Annotated in this window: 14 protein-coding genes and 1 pseudogene; 8 read left to right on the forward strand and 7 right to left on the reverse strand. The window is 54.9% G+C overall.

Features of this window, described 5'->3' with window-relative positions; genetic code table 11:
• Nucleotides 1–4: 4 nt before the first annotated feature.
• The 3 genes from ASC74_RS22225 to ASC74_RS31670 form a co-directional block, all read right to left on the reverse strand.
• Nucleotides 5–1,336 (reverse strand): ABC transporter ATP-binding protein, encoded by a 1,332-nt coding sequence (locus tag ASC74_RS22225; protein ID WP_056744117.1) that lies wholly within the window; start codon nucleotides 1,334–1,336, stop codon nucleotides 5–7.
• Complete coding sequence (locus tag ASC74_RS22230; protein WP_236713336.1) at nucleotides 1,326–2,156, reverse strand: ABC transporter permease; 831 nt, start codon at nucleotides 2,154–2,156, stop codon at nucleotides 1,326–1,328. Before ASC74_RS22230 ends, ASC74_RS22225 begins: the two co-directional genes overlap by 11 nt.
• A gap of 301 nt (nucleotides 2,157–2,457) precedes the next feature.
• Nucleotides 2,458–2,790 carry a hypothetical protein gene (locus ASC74_RS31670; RefSeq protein ID WP_156400839.1) on the reverse strand — a complete coding sequence of 111 codons (333 nt, stop codon included), beginning with the start codon at nucleotides 2,788–2,790 and terminating at the stop codon, nucleotides 2,458–2,460.
• A gap of 660 nt (nucleotides 2,791–3,450) precedes the next feature.
• Here ASC74_RS31670 and ASC74_RS22240 point away from each other — a divergent pair.
• Nucleotides 3,451–5,445, forward strand: a complete 1,995-nt coding sequence (locus tag ASC74_RS22240; protein WP_056744120.1) for a polysaccharide biosynthesis protein — start codon at nucleotides 3,451–3,453, stop codon at nucleotides 5,443–5,445.
• Between the two features lie 436 nt (nucleotides 5,446–5,881).
• On the opposite strand, the gene ASC74_RS22245 is transcribed toward ASC74_RS22240, so the two are convergent.
• The gene (locus tag ASC74_RS22245) at nucleotides 5,882–6,820 is read right to left on the reverse strand and encodes an NAD-dependent epimerase/dehydratase family protein (protein ID WP_056744122.1); all 939 of its coding nucleotides are present in this window, start codon (nucleotides 6,818–6,820) and stop codon (nucleotides 5,882–5,884) included.
• Nucleotides 6,821–7,253: 433 nt separating this feature from the next.
• Between ASC74_RS22245 and ASC74_RS32480 the strand changes: the two are divergent.
• The 4 genes and pseudogenes from ASC74_RS32480 to fabF all read left to right on the forward strand — a co-directional run.
• A pseudogene (locus tag ASC74_RS32480) lies at nucleotides 7,254–7,435 on the forward strand (hypothetical protein); the annotation flags it as partial.
• A 112-nt stretch (nucleotides 7,436–7,547) separates the two neighbouring features.
• Nucleotides 7,548–7,883: a ComEA family DNA-binding protein gene (locus ASC74_RS22250; RefSeq protein WP_056744124.1), complete on the forward strand. Its 336-nt coding sequence runs from the start codon at nucleotides 7,548–7,550 to the stop codon at nucleotides 7,881–7,883.
• A 205-nt stretch (nucleotides 7,884–8,088) separates the two neighbouring features.
• Complete coding sequence (locus tag ASC74_RS22255) at nucleotides 8,089–8,883, forward strand: SDR family NAD(P)-dependent oxidoreductase (RefSeq protein ID WP_056744125.1); 795 nt, start codon at nucleotides 8,089–8,091, stop codon at nucleotides 8,881–8,883.
• A gap of 32 nt (nucleotides 8,884–8,915) precedes the next feature.
• Nucleotides 8,916–10,190 (forward strand): beta-ketoacyl-ACP synthase II, encoded by a 1,275-nt coding sequence (fabF, locus tag ASC74_RS22260; RefSeq protein ID WP_056744127.1) that lies wholly within the window; start codon nucleotides 8,916–8,918, stop codon nucleotides 10,188–10,190.
• Here the strand turns inward: fabF and ASC74_RS22265 are convergent.
• On the reverse strand, nucleotides 10,187–10,744 hold the full coding sequence (locus ASC74_RS22265) for a TetR/AcrR family transcriptional regulator (RefSeq protein ID WP_056744129.1): 558 nt from the start codon (nucleotides 10,742–10,744) through the stop codon (nucleotides 10,187–10,189). The two genes, fabF and ASC74_RS22265, sit on opposite strands and share 4 nt — an antisense overlap.
• Nucleotides 10,745–10,920: 176 nt before the next feature.
• Here ASC74_RS22265 and ASC74_RS22270 point away from each other — a divergent pair, with 176 nt between their 5' ends.
• Both ASC74_RS22270 and ASC74_RS22275 read left to right on the forward strand, forming a co-directional pair.
• A complete protein-coding gene (locus tag ASC74_RS22270; protein WP_056744130.1) occupies nucleotides 10,921–11,574 on the forward strand; it encodes a GntR family transcriptional regulator in 654 nt (217 codons plus the stop codon).
• A gap of 15 nt (nucleotides 11,575–11,589) precedes the next feature.
• The gene (locus ASC74_RS22275) at nucleotides 11,590–12,441 is read left to right on the forward strand and encodes an urea carboxylase-associated family protein (RefSeq protein WP_046057108.1); all 852 of its coding nucleotides are present in this window, start codon (nucleotides 11,590–11,592) and stop codon (nucleotides 12,439–12,441) included.
• Between the two features lie 45 nt (nucleotides 12,442–12,486).
• On the opposite strand, the gene ASC74_RS31315 is transcribed toward ASC74_RS22275, so the two are convergent.
• Complete coding sequence (locus ASC74_RS31315) at nucleotides 12,487–12,654, reverse strand: DUF2897 family protein (protein WP_082555873.1); 168 nt, start codon at nucleotides 12,652–12,654, stop codon at nucleotides 12,487–12,489.
• Nucleotides 12,655–12,878: 224 nt separating this feature from the next.
• The gene (gene eat, locus ASC74_RS22280) at nucleotides 12,879–14,243 is read right to left on the reverse strand and encodes an ethanolamine permease (RefSeq protein WP_056744132.1); all 1,365 of its coding nucleotides are present in this window, start codon (nucleotides 14,241–14,243) and stop codon (nucleotides 12,879–12,881) included.
• Nucleotides 14,244–14,649: 406 nt separating this feature from the next.
• Here eat and kdpF point away from each other — a divergent pair, with 406 nt between their 5' ends.
• Nucleotides 14,650–14,739: a K(+)-transporting ATPase subunit F gene (gene kdpF, locus ASC74_RS31320; RefSeq protein WP_007899818.1), complete on the forward strand. Its 90-nt coding sequence runs from the start codon at nucleotides 14,650–14,652 to the stop codon at nucleotides 14,737–14,739.
• Nucleotides 14,740–14,746 lie beyond the last annotated feature (7 nt).

The following is a 14,746-nucleotide window of genomic DNA, read 5'->3' on the forward strand; positions in this document are numbered from 1 at the left end:
CTATTCAAATACTGTTGAGATCGTTTGGTTGAAAATTCCACTGTCGCGGAAGGCTTAACATGCCAACCGCTTTGAAGTTATCTTCAACACGGAACGAGCACGCATTTTTTGCTTCTGCGTAAGTTATGAATCCAACATTGTCGTTAATTGCTACCCGCCACTTGTACTGACCGCTCAGCAGGGGGAGATCTGCAAAGTCAATCGATACAGTTCCTGCACTTGAGGAACGGTAGGCCGGGATTTTGTCCATCAATGTGGTAGCGCCACATAGATACAGCTCATCATGTCTATATAGATTGAAGACGAAACTGATCTCTTCCGGCGGTGTATCAACCAGTGCGACAAAATCGAAACACACACTCACGGATTGCCCGGTTGTCACGGTTTCCAGTGCCGTGCCTTCGGTGTCAGTCAGGCGGACATCCGTGATTTTAAACAGCTGATCCGCAGATTCGCTGTTACTCAGAGTCGCTTTGGGGGCGACACTTTTTGGCTTGCCGGCATCTGACTCGCCAGATTCTGAAGTGTCGTGACTTTCAGCAGCAGCGGCTGCTGCCAGCGTGGCTGCGAATGCTGCGGTGGTACTTTGAGCAACCTGAGCCTCCATTTCGATCATGTATTGATCGATGACTCTAGGCGCAGGACCGAACATGACTTGTCGGCCTTCTTTAAGGTACAGCGCTCGTTCACACACCGATTTAACTTGATATTGGTCGTGTGATACAAAAAGGATGGTGCAACCACGATCACGTATTTCGTAAAACTTCGAAAGGCAACGTCGCTGGAATGCCGCATCACCGACAGCAAGAATTTCATCTACGATCAATATTTCGGGTTCAACGTGAACAGACACCGAGAATGCCAGCCTGGCAAACATACCGCTCGAGTAGTGTTTTACAGGGCTGTCGATAAACTGCCCGATGTCAGCAAAACCGGCAATTTTATCAAATCGATTATCAATTTCTTCTTTTGACAATCCAAGTATCGATGCACTTAGGTAAACGTTTTCACGCCCTGTAAACTCTGGATTGAAACCAGAGCCGAGTTCAAGCAAGGCTGATAAACGACCTTGACGCTCTACGTGGCCATGCGAAGGGGTAAGGGTCCCGCAGATGATCTGCAAAAGCGTGGATTTGCCTGAGCCGTTACGCCCCACAATACCGACGGTTTCGCCTTTCTTTACATCAAAGTTGATATCCCGTAGCGCCCAGAACTCATCGCTGGGATTAGTAGCGCCTTTCCAGAGAATTTGCTTCAGTCGGTCTTGTGGTTTTTCATAAAGATGATAAATCTTTGAGACACCTGCAACCGAAATTGCTAAGTCATTAGAGGACATCAGCAAACCCCTTTCTTGTCTTCTGGAACCAGATATAGCCTAGCCATGCAATGATGACTGCGCAGAGTGTGTAAACCGCCAAGCCCTGAAAGTTCGGGAGTCTCCCCCATATCATCACTTCCCGTGCTTGTTCAATAATGAAGGTAAGCGGGTTGATCATTAGCCATGGACGTACGGCCTCAGGCAATGATGTGGCAGGGTAGAAAACCGGGGAAAGAAACATTAGCACAGTGGTGAAAAGACCAATAGTTTGAGCCACGTCGCGTAAGTACACACCCAGCGAAGCGAGAAACCAGGCAGCCCCCAGCGAGAGTATGATCAGTGGCAATATAACCAGCGGTATAAATACAGCGGTCCATTGAATAAAACCGTTGAAAATCAAGAAGGCGATCAATAGAACAGCAAGACTTACCGTTGCATGAAAAAGTGCCACGCCAATACTGATGGCTGGAAGTATTTCAATAGGAAATACAACTTTTTTGACGTAATTGGCATTATCCAGAATCAGTCTTGGCGAGCGATTCAGGATTTCTGAAAACAAGCCGTGAACGATCATGCCTACGAACAATATAACGGCAAAATCAGTCTTGCTATCGGTCCCGCCCGTGCCCCAGCGCGATTTGAACACTACTGCGAAAAAGAAGGTGTATACCAACAACATCAGTACCGGGTTAAAAAAAGACCATGCCAAACCCAGCATCGACCCGCGATACCGTCCGATTACTTCTCTCTTTGTCATTTGCAGAGTGAGTCGACGGTTGCGCCACAAACACGAAATCAAGGTGACTGGAGAAACTGAATGCTTGCTATGTGGATTGATCGGTGTCGCCTTTTGCATCGATACACTCACTTTTTGAATCCTTTGGGGGGTTGCTCTGCCTGCGTCAATAATCTGCGTGCATAGTTTCAGTGCAGAGTTCAGCACACCAATCTGATTGTTTGCTTGCAAATGCCGGATCGGCATCGCGAGCCACCTCACCATCCCAGCGCGGCCTAGTATAAGCGAATCACAGAGCCAATTTTTTTTTCAAGGATTGGTCGCCGAGAGGGCATGACGCTTTGTTGCGGAAAATGCTGCAGGTCTCCATAAACACTCGCTGAGGAGCTGAATCCCCCCTGTTTTACGCAACAAGAGCTAAAATCTCGCGGTTGAAGGGGCGTAGGTAGCAAATGATTTGAGTGGGTCCACCAGAAAGCTCTTGCCAGTGTCGGTACAGAGAGTGATTGGAGCCTTGGATAGGGTTTGCTTTCTCCGAATAGATACTGCCGGAGGTTGTTTCGGGGGGCGGTAACGCACGATCGATACTTTCTAGCGAGCCTGATTTTTTCTTTATACGATAAAGCGCACTGACATTAATCCGTGCTGTGTTGAATTGGCTCACCTGCTGATCTCCAGATCTACTCCCCAAAGCACCTTCGGTGGCTATTTTTCTTGGTTGAACCATGATAGGCATTCGCCCCTTGGAGGCGACAGAATCCAAACGTATGGAAGCAAGTGTAACACCCTCGAATTAAGTCGTATAACCCCTAAATTATTCGTAACCGTTCATGATCCGCCACATTCAAACCGAGGCCTGATCTCCGATGCGGGCACCCGATTTTCTGTCGGGAAGCAGCACCTCATCATGCGCCCGGGGTCGGCCTTAGGTGCGGGCGCGCCGCCGACTTGGTAACACCACAACTCGCGCTCTTCAGTGAAGTCGAAAGCATCGCCGCCTGTTGCTATTCAGGCCGATGAGGAAGTCGTCACGTCGGCCGGGTACGGCATGCGCAGGCCGTTTCGGCAGGCCTGCTGCTTATGCAAGGCCATCCGCGAATTGCCCGAGCATGAGCTGGTCTACTATTGCGAGTGTCGCAAACATGCCGTCGGCGAAGCTCCTCATATAGACGTGTAAGCGGTTTTGTGATCCTCTGCCTGAGTCAGCTTGGCGCAGGATCAATTTTGCTAGCGGCCTTAGTCGTTGAGCGTCCTGCAGCCATGCATACATATGGTGTGCGATCATTGATCCTTTGGCAGTCTCTATCGTCAGGTTTCAGGTGATGAGGTGGGATGTTTATGTACAATGACGTATCAGATCTAGTGATGAGGGACAGGCCTGGCAGGTCAAGTACTTATGGACAAATTTAGAGTTTTTTTGCTGGGTCTGCCTCGTAGGCAAAAAAGATTGTTACAGGTGGCCACGGACACGGTGCTGGTTTGGTTTGCTCTATGGCTTGCCTTCATCGTTCGTCTCGGCATTGACGGCATGTACAATCCCCTAAAGGTCCATTTTTGGCTCTTCGTGTGCGCGCCAGTGGTGGCCGTCCCTCTCTTCGTCCGCTTCGGTATGTACCGTGCGGTCATGCGCTACTTTGGCAACGACGCATTGATTGCCATCATCAAGGCCGTCAGCCTGTCATCGCTGCTACTTGCGGTCGTTGTCTATTGGTACAGCAACCACGAAGCTGTGGTACCACGTTCCATTATCTTCAACTACTGGTGGTTGAGCCTCGTCATCATTGGCGGGCTGCGTCTCTGTATGCGCCAATATTTTATGGGTGACTGGTTCAACGCCGCCCAGCACGTTCCGTTCACCAATCGTGACAATGGCCTGACCAAGGTGGCCATTTATGGAGCCGGTGTTGCGGGCAATCAACTCGTTGCTGCTTTGCGTATGGGCCGGGTTATGCGGCCTGTCGCTTTTATCGACGATGATACAAGCATTGCGGATCGTTCGATTGCTGGCTTAAAGGTTTACAAGCCCAAGCATATTCAGCAGATGATCGATGTGACGGGGGCGGAGGAGATTCTTCTGGCTCTGCCATCGTCTACTCGAGCGCGACGTCGGGAGATTCTCAATCTTCTGGAAGGCTTTCCGCTTCACGTTCGCAGTGTGCCGAATTTTACTGATCTGGCCAGTGGCCGGGTGACGGTCGATGACATCCAGGAGGTTGATATCGCCGATTTGCTGGGGCGCGATTCGGTTCCGGCGCAACCCGATCTGCTGGCGCGCTGTATCAAGGGTAAAACGGTGATGGTGACGGGAGCCGGTGGTTCGATTGGCTCGGAGTTGTGCCGGCAGATTTTTTCCATTGGTCCGACCACGCTTTTGTTGTTCGAACATAGTGAGTTCAATCTTTACAGTATCTTGTTCGAGCTTGAGCAGCGTATTGCCCGTGAGTCGCTGCCTGTCCGGCTATTGCCTATCCTGGGCTCCATTCGTCATCCCCATAAGCTCCTTGATGTAATGAAGACCTGGAATGTAGACACGGTCTATCACGCAGCCGCGTACAAACACGTTCCTATGGTTGAACACAATATCGCTGAAGGCGTGCTGAATAATGTGATTGGAACACTCAATACGGCTCAGGCTGCATTGCAGGCAAGTGTTGCGAACTTTGTACTGATTTCCACAGACAAGGCGGTGCGCCCGACCAATGTGATGGGTAGCACCAAGCGGCTGGCCGAATTGATCCTTCAGGCGCTGAGTCGGGAGATTGCGCCGGTGTTTTTTGGCGATAAGGCTAACGTATCGCGGGTAAATAAAACCCGATTCACGATGGTCCGGTTTGGCAATGTGCTGGGTTCTTCCGGCTCAGTTATTCCTCTGTTTCATAAGCAGATCAAGTCGGGTGGACCGTTGACGGTCACCCATCCGAAAATCACCCGTTATTTCATGACCATTCCCGAAGCAGCGCAGCTGGTAATTCAGGCTGGATCGATGGGGCAGGGCGGTGACGTGTTTGTGCTCGATATGGGCGAACCGGTGAAGATTGTCGAGCTGGCGGAGAGGATGATTCACCTTTCGGGTCTGAGCGTTCGTTCGGAGAAAAATCTTCACGGCGATATCTCAATCGAATTCACTGGCCTGCGTCCGGGCGAAAAGCTTTACGAAGAGTTGCTGATTGGTGACAACGTGGCTGCAACCCCGCATCCAATGATCATGAGTGCCAATGAAGATCACCTGTCTTGGGAGGTGCTCAAGGCCCGGCTGACTGAATTGCTTGCTGCCGTTGAGCGGGATGACTATTCCCGGGTTCGTCAGTTGCTGCGCGAGACAGTCAGTGGCTACACACCGGATGGCGATATCGTCGACTGGATTTACCAGCAGCGTCGCCTCGAACCTTGATCCCCACATATGCAACTTACTTTGAGAGCGGCGTGTTTTTTACGTCGTTGGATGGGTCGCTAAAGATCAAGGGTGGGGGAGGTGATGCTTGGCAAGAGGGTTACAAAGTTGAGGCCGCTCGAGTAGTTGAAGTTGTTATTTGAACTCGGTGAGCTCGGGTTTTATGGGAGCCCTGCAACAGTCATGATTAAAGAAAATACCCAGTGTCGAATCATGTAGGGTATTTTCGTCATTGTCTGAGTGCAAGGCGTTGCGTTTGACCAAACCAGTCTTGTTTATATCTTCCACTTCTGAATATCAGCTTATTTGCATACGCTTCGCAAGGTGTCCCCGCTCCTTATCGTCATCGTGAAAAAATGAAGAGGTGGAGCAGTTGATTTGAAAAGCGTCAGAAGCTAAGTTTTTACGTAATCTGGTGTCGGTATTATTCAATAATTCAACAAGCCTCTGTACCCAGCAGCCGGGCTAATCCAACCTTCATCGGTGTCTGCTCGGGGAGTTGAAATCTTTCAAGAAGTCGTTGGTTATTTGCCCGCGAGTGGCGAATATCTCCGGAGCGCGCCGAACCATAGCTGACTGGTGGCAGTTCTCCTACTACCTCGGCCAATGTTTCCAGCATCTGGTTGAGTGTGGTGGCTTGATTCATTCCGACGTTGATTGCGCCCACTTCGACCTGCGGGGCTTCGATGGCTTGCACCAACACCTTTACCAAATCTTCCACATAAACAAAGTCTCGGGTTTGTTCACCGTCGCCGAAGACTGTAATGGGGAGACCTTTATGCGCCCGCTCGCTGAAAATGCTAATCACCCCCGAGTAGGGTGAGGAGGGGTCTTGGCGTGGGCCAAAGATATTGAAAAAACGGAACACAACTGGCTCAAGAGCGTGCTGGCGTCGGTAGAAGTCGAAGTAATACTCGCTCGCTAGTTTGTCCGAGGCATAGGGTGTCAACGGCGCCTTAGGCGTCTCCTCGTCAATAGCTTGCCCTTCTCCATTGTTGCCGTACACCGCGGCACTCGAGGCAAATACCACGCGTTTGACTTCAGCTTGGCGCATAGCTTCGCAGACGTTCAAGCTACCTATGAAGTTGCTCTGGTGGGTGCGTACAGGATCGTCTACTGAGGCTTGGACCGAAGCCACTGCGGCTAAATGCACAACTGCCCGACAACCGATCATGACCCGCGCAACCAAAGCGGCATTGGCGACATCGCCTTCGACAAATTCGACGTGTGGATTTTCTTGCGGCAGGTTGCTGCGCTTTCCGGTGGACAAGTCATCGAGAATTCGCACTGCGTAGCCCTTGGCGAGCAAAGCATCGGTCAGATGGGAGCCAATAAAACCGGCGCCGCCGGTGATTAAAATAGGGGCGTTAGCCATGATGGTAAACCTATCAAATGATGTCGGGGTTTTGTGCCGTGAGCACAGCTTGTGCCCTGGAGTACGCAGTTTTTTGCGAGCGGAGCCAGAAACAGTGGCTCTTGGGTGGTGTAGGGCTGTATGGTTTTCTGATGCTCAGCGAGAGTAAGTGTCCCATAACGACGCTGCGCAATCGAGTCGTGTTTGTGCTCAAACGGTCTTTCCGCGTTCGTTTTTCCAGGTTTAGGAGGATTGACGCCAGTGCGTTATTGACGCGCTGATAGTGCTGAGTCTTGCCCGCTCTGTACCTTTAAAAATGTTTGCAGTAGTGAGATACGTTTTGGTATCTCGACGTGCACGACAGTGCTAAGTTCTCTGCCAACGTCGAGATCAGGATGATAATGTTTTGATCTGCTGTATCTGCGCTGTCCGAGGCTTTTCGCCAAGGAAATAACTCTACGAAGAGTTGCTGATCGGCGACAGCGTGGCAGCGACGCAACATCCGATGATCATGACGGCTAACATATGGATGATTACGCTCATGTCCGTCAGCTCCTGCGTGAAACCGTCAGCGGTTACACCCCCGACGGCGATATCGTCGACTGGATCTACCAGCAACGCCGCCTCGAACCTTGATTGTTTCACATCCTGTAACGGACACACTTTTGACAGTCTCCAGACATCGCCTAAGTTTGGGAGGCAGCTTCGGAAAAGCTGCTTTCTCAATCGATGTCATGGAGCTTCATTTATGCGTACTGGCTATTTCTACTCTCTGGTTTTTGCCCTGCTCACCAGCGCCTCTATTGTTGCCATTGCTGCGCCGACGGTCAAGCCCGAGGCTGGCAATGCACCCTTGGTGCTGGAAGTTTCTCCCAAGTCGCAGTCTGGCAAGGTCGATCTGAATCAGGCCGATGCGCCAACCCTTCAGCGCGAGTTGGCCGGTGTGGGCGAGGCCAAGGCCAAGGCGATTGTTGCTTATCGTGAGAGTAATGGGCCGTTTGCGTCCGTGGACGAATTGCTCGAAGTGAAGGGAATCGGTAAAGCGATTCTGGATAAGAATCGCGAGAAGCTTGAGGTGAACTAAGCTTATACATCAGCGCCAGGGGCCGGTCATTGATCGGCCTTTTTGCTTTCTGGCGAACGCTGTGAGGGTGGGCCTTTCGTCGATATGAGAAAAATTATGCCTATCATATACAGCTGAGATTATGCCTATAATAAATTGGTTTCCGCCAAGCGTTCTGAGCCACAGGCGCTTGTCTTTCCCTTAGGCATCTCCCAGGAGCACAGTCATGAACTCTGTACAGTCCCAAGGTAGGGCCCTCGTCACCGGTGCTTCTTCCGGTATCGGTGCGATTTACGCCGAGCGGTTGGCGGCGCGTGGTTTTGATTTGTTATTGGTCGCCCGTGATCAAGAGCGGCTGGAAGTGGCAGCTACCAAGTTGCGCGCCGAGCATGGCGTTCAGGTCGAGGTGCTCAAGGCGGATCTGACGCAAAAGGATGAGGTGCTGAAGCTTGAACAGCGTCTTCGCAGCGATTCGAGTATCAGCCTGTTGCTGAACAACGCCGGTGTTGCAGCGGATGGTTTGTTGGCCAATGCCGACATGGATCAGCTGGAGCGTTTGATTCAACTGAACGTGACAACGGTCACGCGGTTGGCATCGGCAGCGGCCGCCAGTTTTGCCAAGGCGGGTCGGGGGACGATCATCAATATCGGGTCAGTGGTGGCGTTGTTTCCCGAGCGCTTCAACGCAACTTACACCGCCAGCAAGGCTTATGTGTTAAGTCTGACGCAGTCGTTGAACGCTGAACTGGAGGGCACCGGGGTCAAGGTGCAGGCCGTGTTGCCAGGCGTAACACGCACCGAGATCTGGGAGCGCTCCGGTATCGACGCAACGCAAATTCCGGCGGAGATGGTCATGGAAGCTGATGATATGGTCGATGCCGCGTTGTCGGGTCTGGATCAGGGTGAGTTGATCACCATTCCTTCGTTGCCGGATGCGGCCGACTGGGATGCCTTCATTGCGGCGCGTCATGTATTGGCGCCGAATCTTTCCAAAAGTAAGGCCGCCGCGCGTTACACGTGAGGCGTCATGAATCGGCTTGAGGTATTTGCGGTATGAGTGATCGTCGAATAGTTGTAACGGGCATGGGCCTGGTGTCGCCATTGGGTTCTGGCGTCGAAGCCGTCTGGTCGCGTCTGTTGGCCGGGCGTTCGGGGTTGCGCAATTTGCCGGACGAGGTGGTTGCCGATTTGCCGGCCAAGGTCGGTGGCGCAGTGCCGACGCTGGCTGACGATCCCGAGGCGGGGTTTGACCCGGACCGGGCGACAGCGCCCAAAGAGCAGAAGAAGATGGACCGCTTCATTATGTTCGCCATGGAAGCGGCGCGTCAGGCGCTGGAGCAGGCCGGTTGGCAAGCGGCGGACACCAATGCCCAGGAGCGTACGGCAACCATTATCGGTTCCGGCGTGGGTGGTTTCGGTGCGATTGCCGATGCGGTGCGCACCACGGACAGCCGTGGGCCGCGACGTCTGTCGCCGTTCACCATTCCTTCATTCTTGGTCAATCTCGCCGCGGGGCATGTGTCGATCCAGCACGGTTTCAAGGGCCCATTGGGTGCGCCGGTGACAGCTTGCGCGGCCGGGGTGCAGGCGATTGGTGATGCGGCGCGGTTGATTCGTTGTGGCGAGGCAGACATTGCGGTCTGTGGCGGCGCGGAAGCGGCGATCGATCGCGTCAGTCTCGCCGGGTTTGCCGCTGCTCGCGCTTTGTCCAGTGGTTACAACGACACCCCGGAACGTGCCTCTCGGCCGTTCGACAGTGACCGCGATGGCTTCGTCATGGGGGAGGGCGCTGGACTTCTGGTGATCGAATCCCTGGAACATGCCTTGGCCCGTGGTGCTCAACCGCTGGCGGAACTGGTCGGTTACGGCACCAGTGCCGATGCCTATCACCTGACGGCAGGTCCCGAGGATGGCAGCGGTGCGCAACGGGCGATGTCGCTGGCATTGGCCCAGGCAGGCATTTCGCCGGCGCAGGTGCAGCATCTCAATGCTCACGCAACCTCGACCCCGGTCGGGGACTTGGGTGAGTTGGCGGCCATCAAGGCGTTGTTCGGCACGGATAACAAAATCGCCGTGACATCGACCAAATCGGCCACCGGGCATTTGCTCGGTGCAGCGGGCGGTATCGAGGCGATCTTCACGTTGTTGGCGATTCGCGATCAGGTCGTGCCGGCCACCCTCAACTTCGACAACCCGGACCCCGCCGCCCAAGGCGTGGACATCGTCCACGGTCAGGCGCGACCGATGGCAATCGAATACGCGCTGTCCAACGGCTTCGGGTTTGGTGGGGTGAATGCCAGCGTGCTGTTCAAGCGTTGGGAGGGTTAGTCCCGGGGCTGTTTGAGATAGGCGCGAGTCACGTCGAGAATCTGCTGCGCCAGCTCGGGATTCTCGACACTGCGTGACAGCAGTAAAGCCCCGACCAGTGTCGACATGATCACGATGCTTTGGTCGGCGGCGTTCTCGTCTTCAAGAGTGCCTTGCACTTGTTCGAGCCGTGCGTTGAGCACCACGTCAGTGGTCGGGCTTTGCTGCCCGCGCAGGCCGAGTTCCGATGACATGGTCGGCAGCGGGCAACCTTCATCGGGTGAGGTCTGGTGCCATTCGGACAAATAGGTGTCGATGAACGCTTCCAGCGGACGATCCTGGGCGAAGAGCTCGGCGCAAATCACATCGACCTGCTCGCCTGCGGCTTGCAAAGCCTTTTCCACCAGTTCGTCCTTGGACTTGAAATGCGAGTAGAAACCACCGTGAGTCAGGCCCAGTGCTTTCATCAGCGGTTGCAGACCTGTCGCGCCAATGCCATCGCGGCGAAAGCGCGCTGACGCTTCCTTGATGATGCGTTGGTGGGTCTGGGCTTTATGGTCCTGCGAGTAACGCATCGGGTATCTCCGCAACAATGCGCCATATTAACCAATGAAAATGGGATGGTGATTGTACTTCTACTTCTAAAAAGCATGCAGATGCGTCCAACTCCGTCCTGCTGTCTAGAATAAATTGGCACGAATAGTGATTACTCATTAACTGACGATTGTTGAACAATCACGAGGCAATGAGTATGAACAGCGGACTGTCCCTGGCCGACCACATCACCCTTGAGTTACGCGCCGACATCATTGGCGGCCGTTTGCTGCCCGGCATGGCGTTGGTGGAAAACGATCTGGTGTCTGCCTACAACGCCTCCCGCAATACCATTCGCGAGGCGCTGCATCGCCTGGGGCAGGAAGGTCTGACCCGTTATGTGCGCAACAAGGGCGTGATGGTGCGCAGGCTGGGCGTCGAGGACGTACGGGATCTGTTCAAGGTCAGGCGCACCCTGGAACTGCAGGCCATCAGCGCGAGTCAGCCGCTGCGCGACTATCAATCCGACCGGATGCTCGAAGCCCTGGAAGCCACCGAACTTGCCCGGGAGCGCGAAGACTGGCGTGCCGCCGGCACCCACAGTCTGGCCTTTCATCAACACATCGTCGGATTGCTGCGCAGTCCGTTGTTCGATGAGTTCTTCACCAACGTCGTCGCGCAATTGCGCCTGGTGTTCTGCACCGCTCCCGATGAATCTCGTTTTCAGGCGCCCTGGCTGGCGCGTGACCGGCAGATCCATGAGTTGTTGGCCGAGGGCGACAAACGCGCGGCCGAGGACGCCATGAGCCTGTATCTCGACGATTCCGAACACCTCCTGTTGCAAATGCTTGCCCCAATTTCCCATCACTGATCGAGGATTCGTGCCATGTACAAAGACTATCCGGCGGCCTATCAAGTCAGCAAAGGCTCAGCCTTGCAGGTGGACAAAGCCTTCTACGAGCGGATCCGCGATGCGAAGGAGGGGCGCACGCTAATTGAGGAATTCGAGGTGCCGATCCGCACCGGTCGCGCGTGGAAGGTGCCGGCCGGGCATGTGTTTCGTGTGACCACACCTGTCGGGCCGCAAGTCGGGGATTTCAACGTCTGGAATGCCAACGATCCACGGGAGCGTTTGTGGGCGGCACGGACCCGGCAGTTACAGGGCGCACACGTCAGCACCCATGACCGCCTCTGGTCGAACCTGCCTTTTTTGCGGCCGCTGGTGACCATCACCGATGACAGCCTGGCCGGTTACGGCATCGACGAACATGGCGGTCGCTTGCACGATTTACTCGGCACCCGCTGCGACCCTTATGTGAACAAAATGCTCACCGGCGAAGACTTCCACCATCACTGCCACTCGAACCTGACCCGCGCGGTGCTGCCTCATGGGCTGACCGAGTTCGACGTGCATGACGTGCTGAACATTTTCCAGTGCACGGGACTGAACCACGACGACATGTACTTCATGAAAGCCTGTCCGGCACAGAAGGGCGATTACCTGGAGTTTTTTGCCGAAATCGATCTGCTCTGCGCGCTCTCGACCTGCCCGGGCGGCGATCTGTCGCTGGCCATGTGGGGGCCGGATGCGCAGGACCCGCTAAGCGTGTGTCGCCCGCTCGGGGTGGAGATTTATCGGTTGGAGGATTCGTTGCTTGAAGGCTGGAGCCAGCCGGAACGTGCTGCGTACAAAGGGCTGCATGGCTTGCACATTGCCAAGGCCGATTGGGAAAAGTAGAAACGCAAAACCCCGTCATTTGATGAGAATGACGGGGTTTTTGTTTTAGCGGTCCTGCGCATCCTTGGCGTCCGCTTCCGCGTTGCGTTCAGCGACGCGTTTGCGTTGCTCCTCGGTCAGATCGACCTTGGTGGCGGTGTCACGCAACATCATCAAACCACCAACGATCGAGCCGATGGCAACGATCAGAATCAACCAGGCATACCAGGGCATAGGGCTCTCCTTGAGGGCAGGCCGATGGGCGGGTTTCGCCAATCGATCGTGCATACCACTTTGAGCGATTAATTTTCGCAGTGGTTCCATTCTATGCCTGATCTGCCATAGACACCGTACATCCTTGTAGGAGCTGCCGCAGGCTGCGATCTTTTGATCTTTAGCGTCTGCTGCATCGCCAAAATCAAAAGATCGCAGCCTGCGGCAGCTCCTACGGGGGGAGGTTAGAGCCCGGTCAGCATCGCGTCCGCCGGCGCATCGGCACGCAATTGCGCCGTGAGCATGAAGTACACGAACCCCACTGCCATGAAGCCCAGGAAGATCAACCCGATCAACGTGTTGAACCAGGCCATTGCCACCAGGCAGACCACCGCCAGCACCAGCGCAATGAACGGCACCAACGGATAGCACGGCGCGCGAAAGGTACGCTCCAGATTCGGTTCGGTTTTGCGCAGTTTGAACAGGCTGAGCATGCTCATGATGTACATCACGATCGCCCCGAAGACCGCCATCGTGATCATCGCCGCCGTCAGCGTCATGCCGCCCAGGTTGATCAATCCGTCACTGTAGATCGCGGCAATGCCGATCACGCCACCGGCGATGATTGCCCGGTGCGGGGTCTGAAAACGTGACAATTTGGCCAGGGACGTCGGCAGGTAACCGGCCCGGGCGAGGGCGAAGAATTGCCGCGAGTAGCCGAGGATGATCCCGTGGAAACTCGCCACCAGGCCGAACAGGCCGATCCACACCAGCATGTGCAGCCAGCCCGAACTCTCGCCCACCACGGTTTTCATCGCTTGCGGCAGCGGGTCGTTGATGTTCGACAGGGTACGCCAGTCACCGACGCCGCCGGCAAAGAACATCACGCCCATCGCCAGCAAAACCAACGTCAGAATGCCGCTGATGTAGGCCTTCGGAATCGTGCGTTTCGGATCCTTGGCTTCTTCGGCGGCCATGGCGGCGCCTTCGATAGCCAGGAAAAACCAGATCGCGAACGGAATCGCCGCGAACATGCCGGCAATCGCCGGCGCGCCGAACACATCGGAGCCGGCCCAGCCATTCAACGCAAAGTTACTGAAGCTGAACGCCGGGGCGACCACGCCCATGAACACCAACAGTTCGGCCACTGCGAGAACGCAGACCACCAGTTCGAAGGTCGCCGCCAGTTTCACCCCGAGGATGTTCAGGCCCATGAACACGATGTAGGCACCGACCGCTGCGTGTTTCGGGTCGAGTGCGGGAAATTGCACGTTGAGGTAGGCACCGATTGCCAAGGCAATGGCCGGCGGGGCGAAGACAAATTCAATCAGTGTCGCCAGCCCCGCGATCAATCCGCCTTTCTCGCCAAAGGCGCGGCGGCTGTAGGCAAAGGGACCACCAGCATGAGGAATCGCGGTGGTCAGCTCGGTGAAACTGAAGATGAAGCACGTGTACATCGTGGCGACCATGAAGGACGTCACCAGAAAACCGAGTGTGCCCGCCACGCCCCAGCCGTAACTCCAGCCGAAGTATTCACCGGAAATCACCAGCCCGACCGCAATACCCCACAAGTGCAACGTGCCCAGCGTGGGTTTGAGTTGTGTGTTCATGCGTTGCTCCCTGAACGGTTTGGAAAGCTCGGGGGAGTGCGTTTGCAGTGGGCGTGCCAGTGTTGTGATGGCGGTCGTAAAGTGCAGAAAGGCGTCGTATCGGGGATGTTCGGTGCTGGATGTGCGCATTTTTGTGCGCCAGTTCAGAGCGTTGTTGCCTGTAATGCCGCCTTCGCGAGCAAGCCCGCTCCCACATTTGGAATGCGTTCGCCCAAACAACACTGATCCCCTGTGGGAGCGAGCTTGCTCGCGATGGCGCCCGCCCAGACACCCCTGTAACGCCGGCATAAACCCACTCTTTACGCTTTCTTTATGCCCAGCCAACCCCCTCGATCTCGTTCCTTTACAGCCTTCCTTCCGACAATGGCTCCACACGCGGCAATACGCCGTAACACGGAGAACTTCCATGAGCGTTCTGGACGGGGTGTCACTGCTACTGGCAGTGGGGCTGTTCATTTATCTGTTGGTTGCGCTGTTGCGCGCGGACCGGAACTAGGAGCGGC

The sequence above is a fragment of the Pseudomonas sp. Root329 genome (assembly GCF_001424925.1).
GTDB lineage: Bacteria > Pseudomonadota > Gammaproteobacteria > Pseudomonadales > Pseudomonadaceae > Aquipseudomonas > Aquipseudomonas arabinosi.

Excerpts from the sequence above, each read along its gene's own strand:
- ASC74_RS22225 (WP_056744117.1), bottom strand. The coding sequence starts at position 1,336 with ATGTCCTCTAATGACTTAGCAATTTCGGTTGCAGGTGTCTCAAAGATT.
- ASC74_RS31670 (WP_156400839.1), bottom strand. The coding sequence starts at position 2,790 with ATGCCTATCATGGTTCAACCAAGAAAAATAGCCACCGAAGGTGCTTTG.
- ASC74_RS22240 (WP_056744120.1), top strand. The coding sequence starts at position 3,451 with ATGGACAAATTTAGAGTTTTTTTGCTGGGTCTGCCTCGTAGGCAAAAA.
- ASC74_RS22245 (WP_056744122.1), bottom strand. The coding sequence starts at position 6,820 with ATGGCTAACGCCCCTATTTTAATCACCGGCGGCGCCGGTTTTATTGGC.
- ASC74_RS22250 (WP_056744124.1), top strand. The coding sequence starts at position 7,548 with ATGCGTACTGGCTATTTCTACTCTCTGGTTTTTGCCCTGCTCACCAGC.
- ASC74_RS22255 (WP_056744125.1), top strand. The coding sequence starts at position 8,089 with ATGAACTCTGTACAGTCCCAAGGTAGGGCCCTCGTCACCGGTGCTTCT.
- fabF (WP_056744127.1), top strand. The coding sequence starts at position 8,916 with ATGAGTGATCGTCGAATAGTTGTAACGGGCATGGGCCTGGTGTCGCCA.
- ASC74_RS22265 (WP_056744129.1), bottom strand. The coding sequence starts at position 10,744 with ATGCGTTACTCGCAGGACCATAAAGCCCAGACCCACCAACGCATCATC.
- ASC74_RS22270 (WP_056744130.1), top strand. The coding sequence starts at position 10,921 with ATGAACAGCGGACTGTCCCTGGCCGACCACATCACCCTTGAGTTACGC.
- ASC74_RS22275 (WP_046057108.1), top strand. The coding sequence starts at position 11,590 with ATGTACAAAGACTATCCGGCGGCCTATCAAGTCAGCAAAGGCTCAGCC.
- ASC74_RS31315 (WP_082555873.1), bottom strand. The coding sequence starts at position 12,654 with ATGCCCTGGTATGCCTGGTTGATTCTGATCGTTGCCATCGGCTCGATC.
- eat (WP_056744132.1), bottom strand. The coding sequence starts at position 14,243 with ATGAACACACAACTCAAACCCACGCTGGGCACGTTGCACTTGTGGGGT.
- kdpF (WP_007899818.1), top strand. The coding sequence starts at position 14,650 with ATGAGCGTTCTGGACGGGGTGTCACTGCTACTGGCAGTGGGGCTGTTC.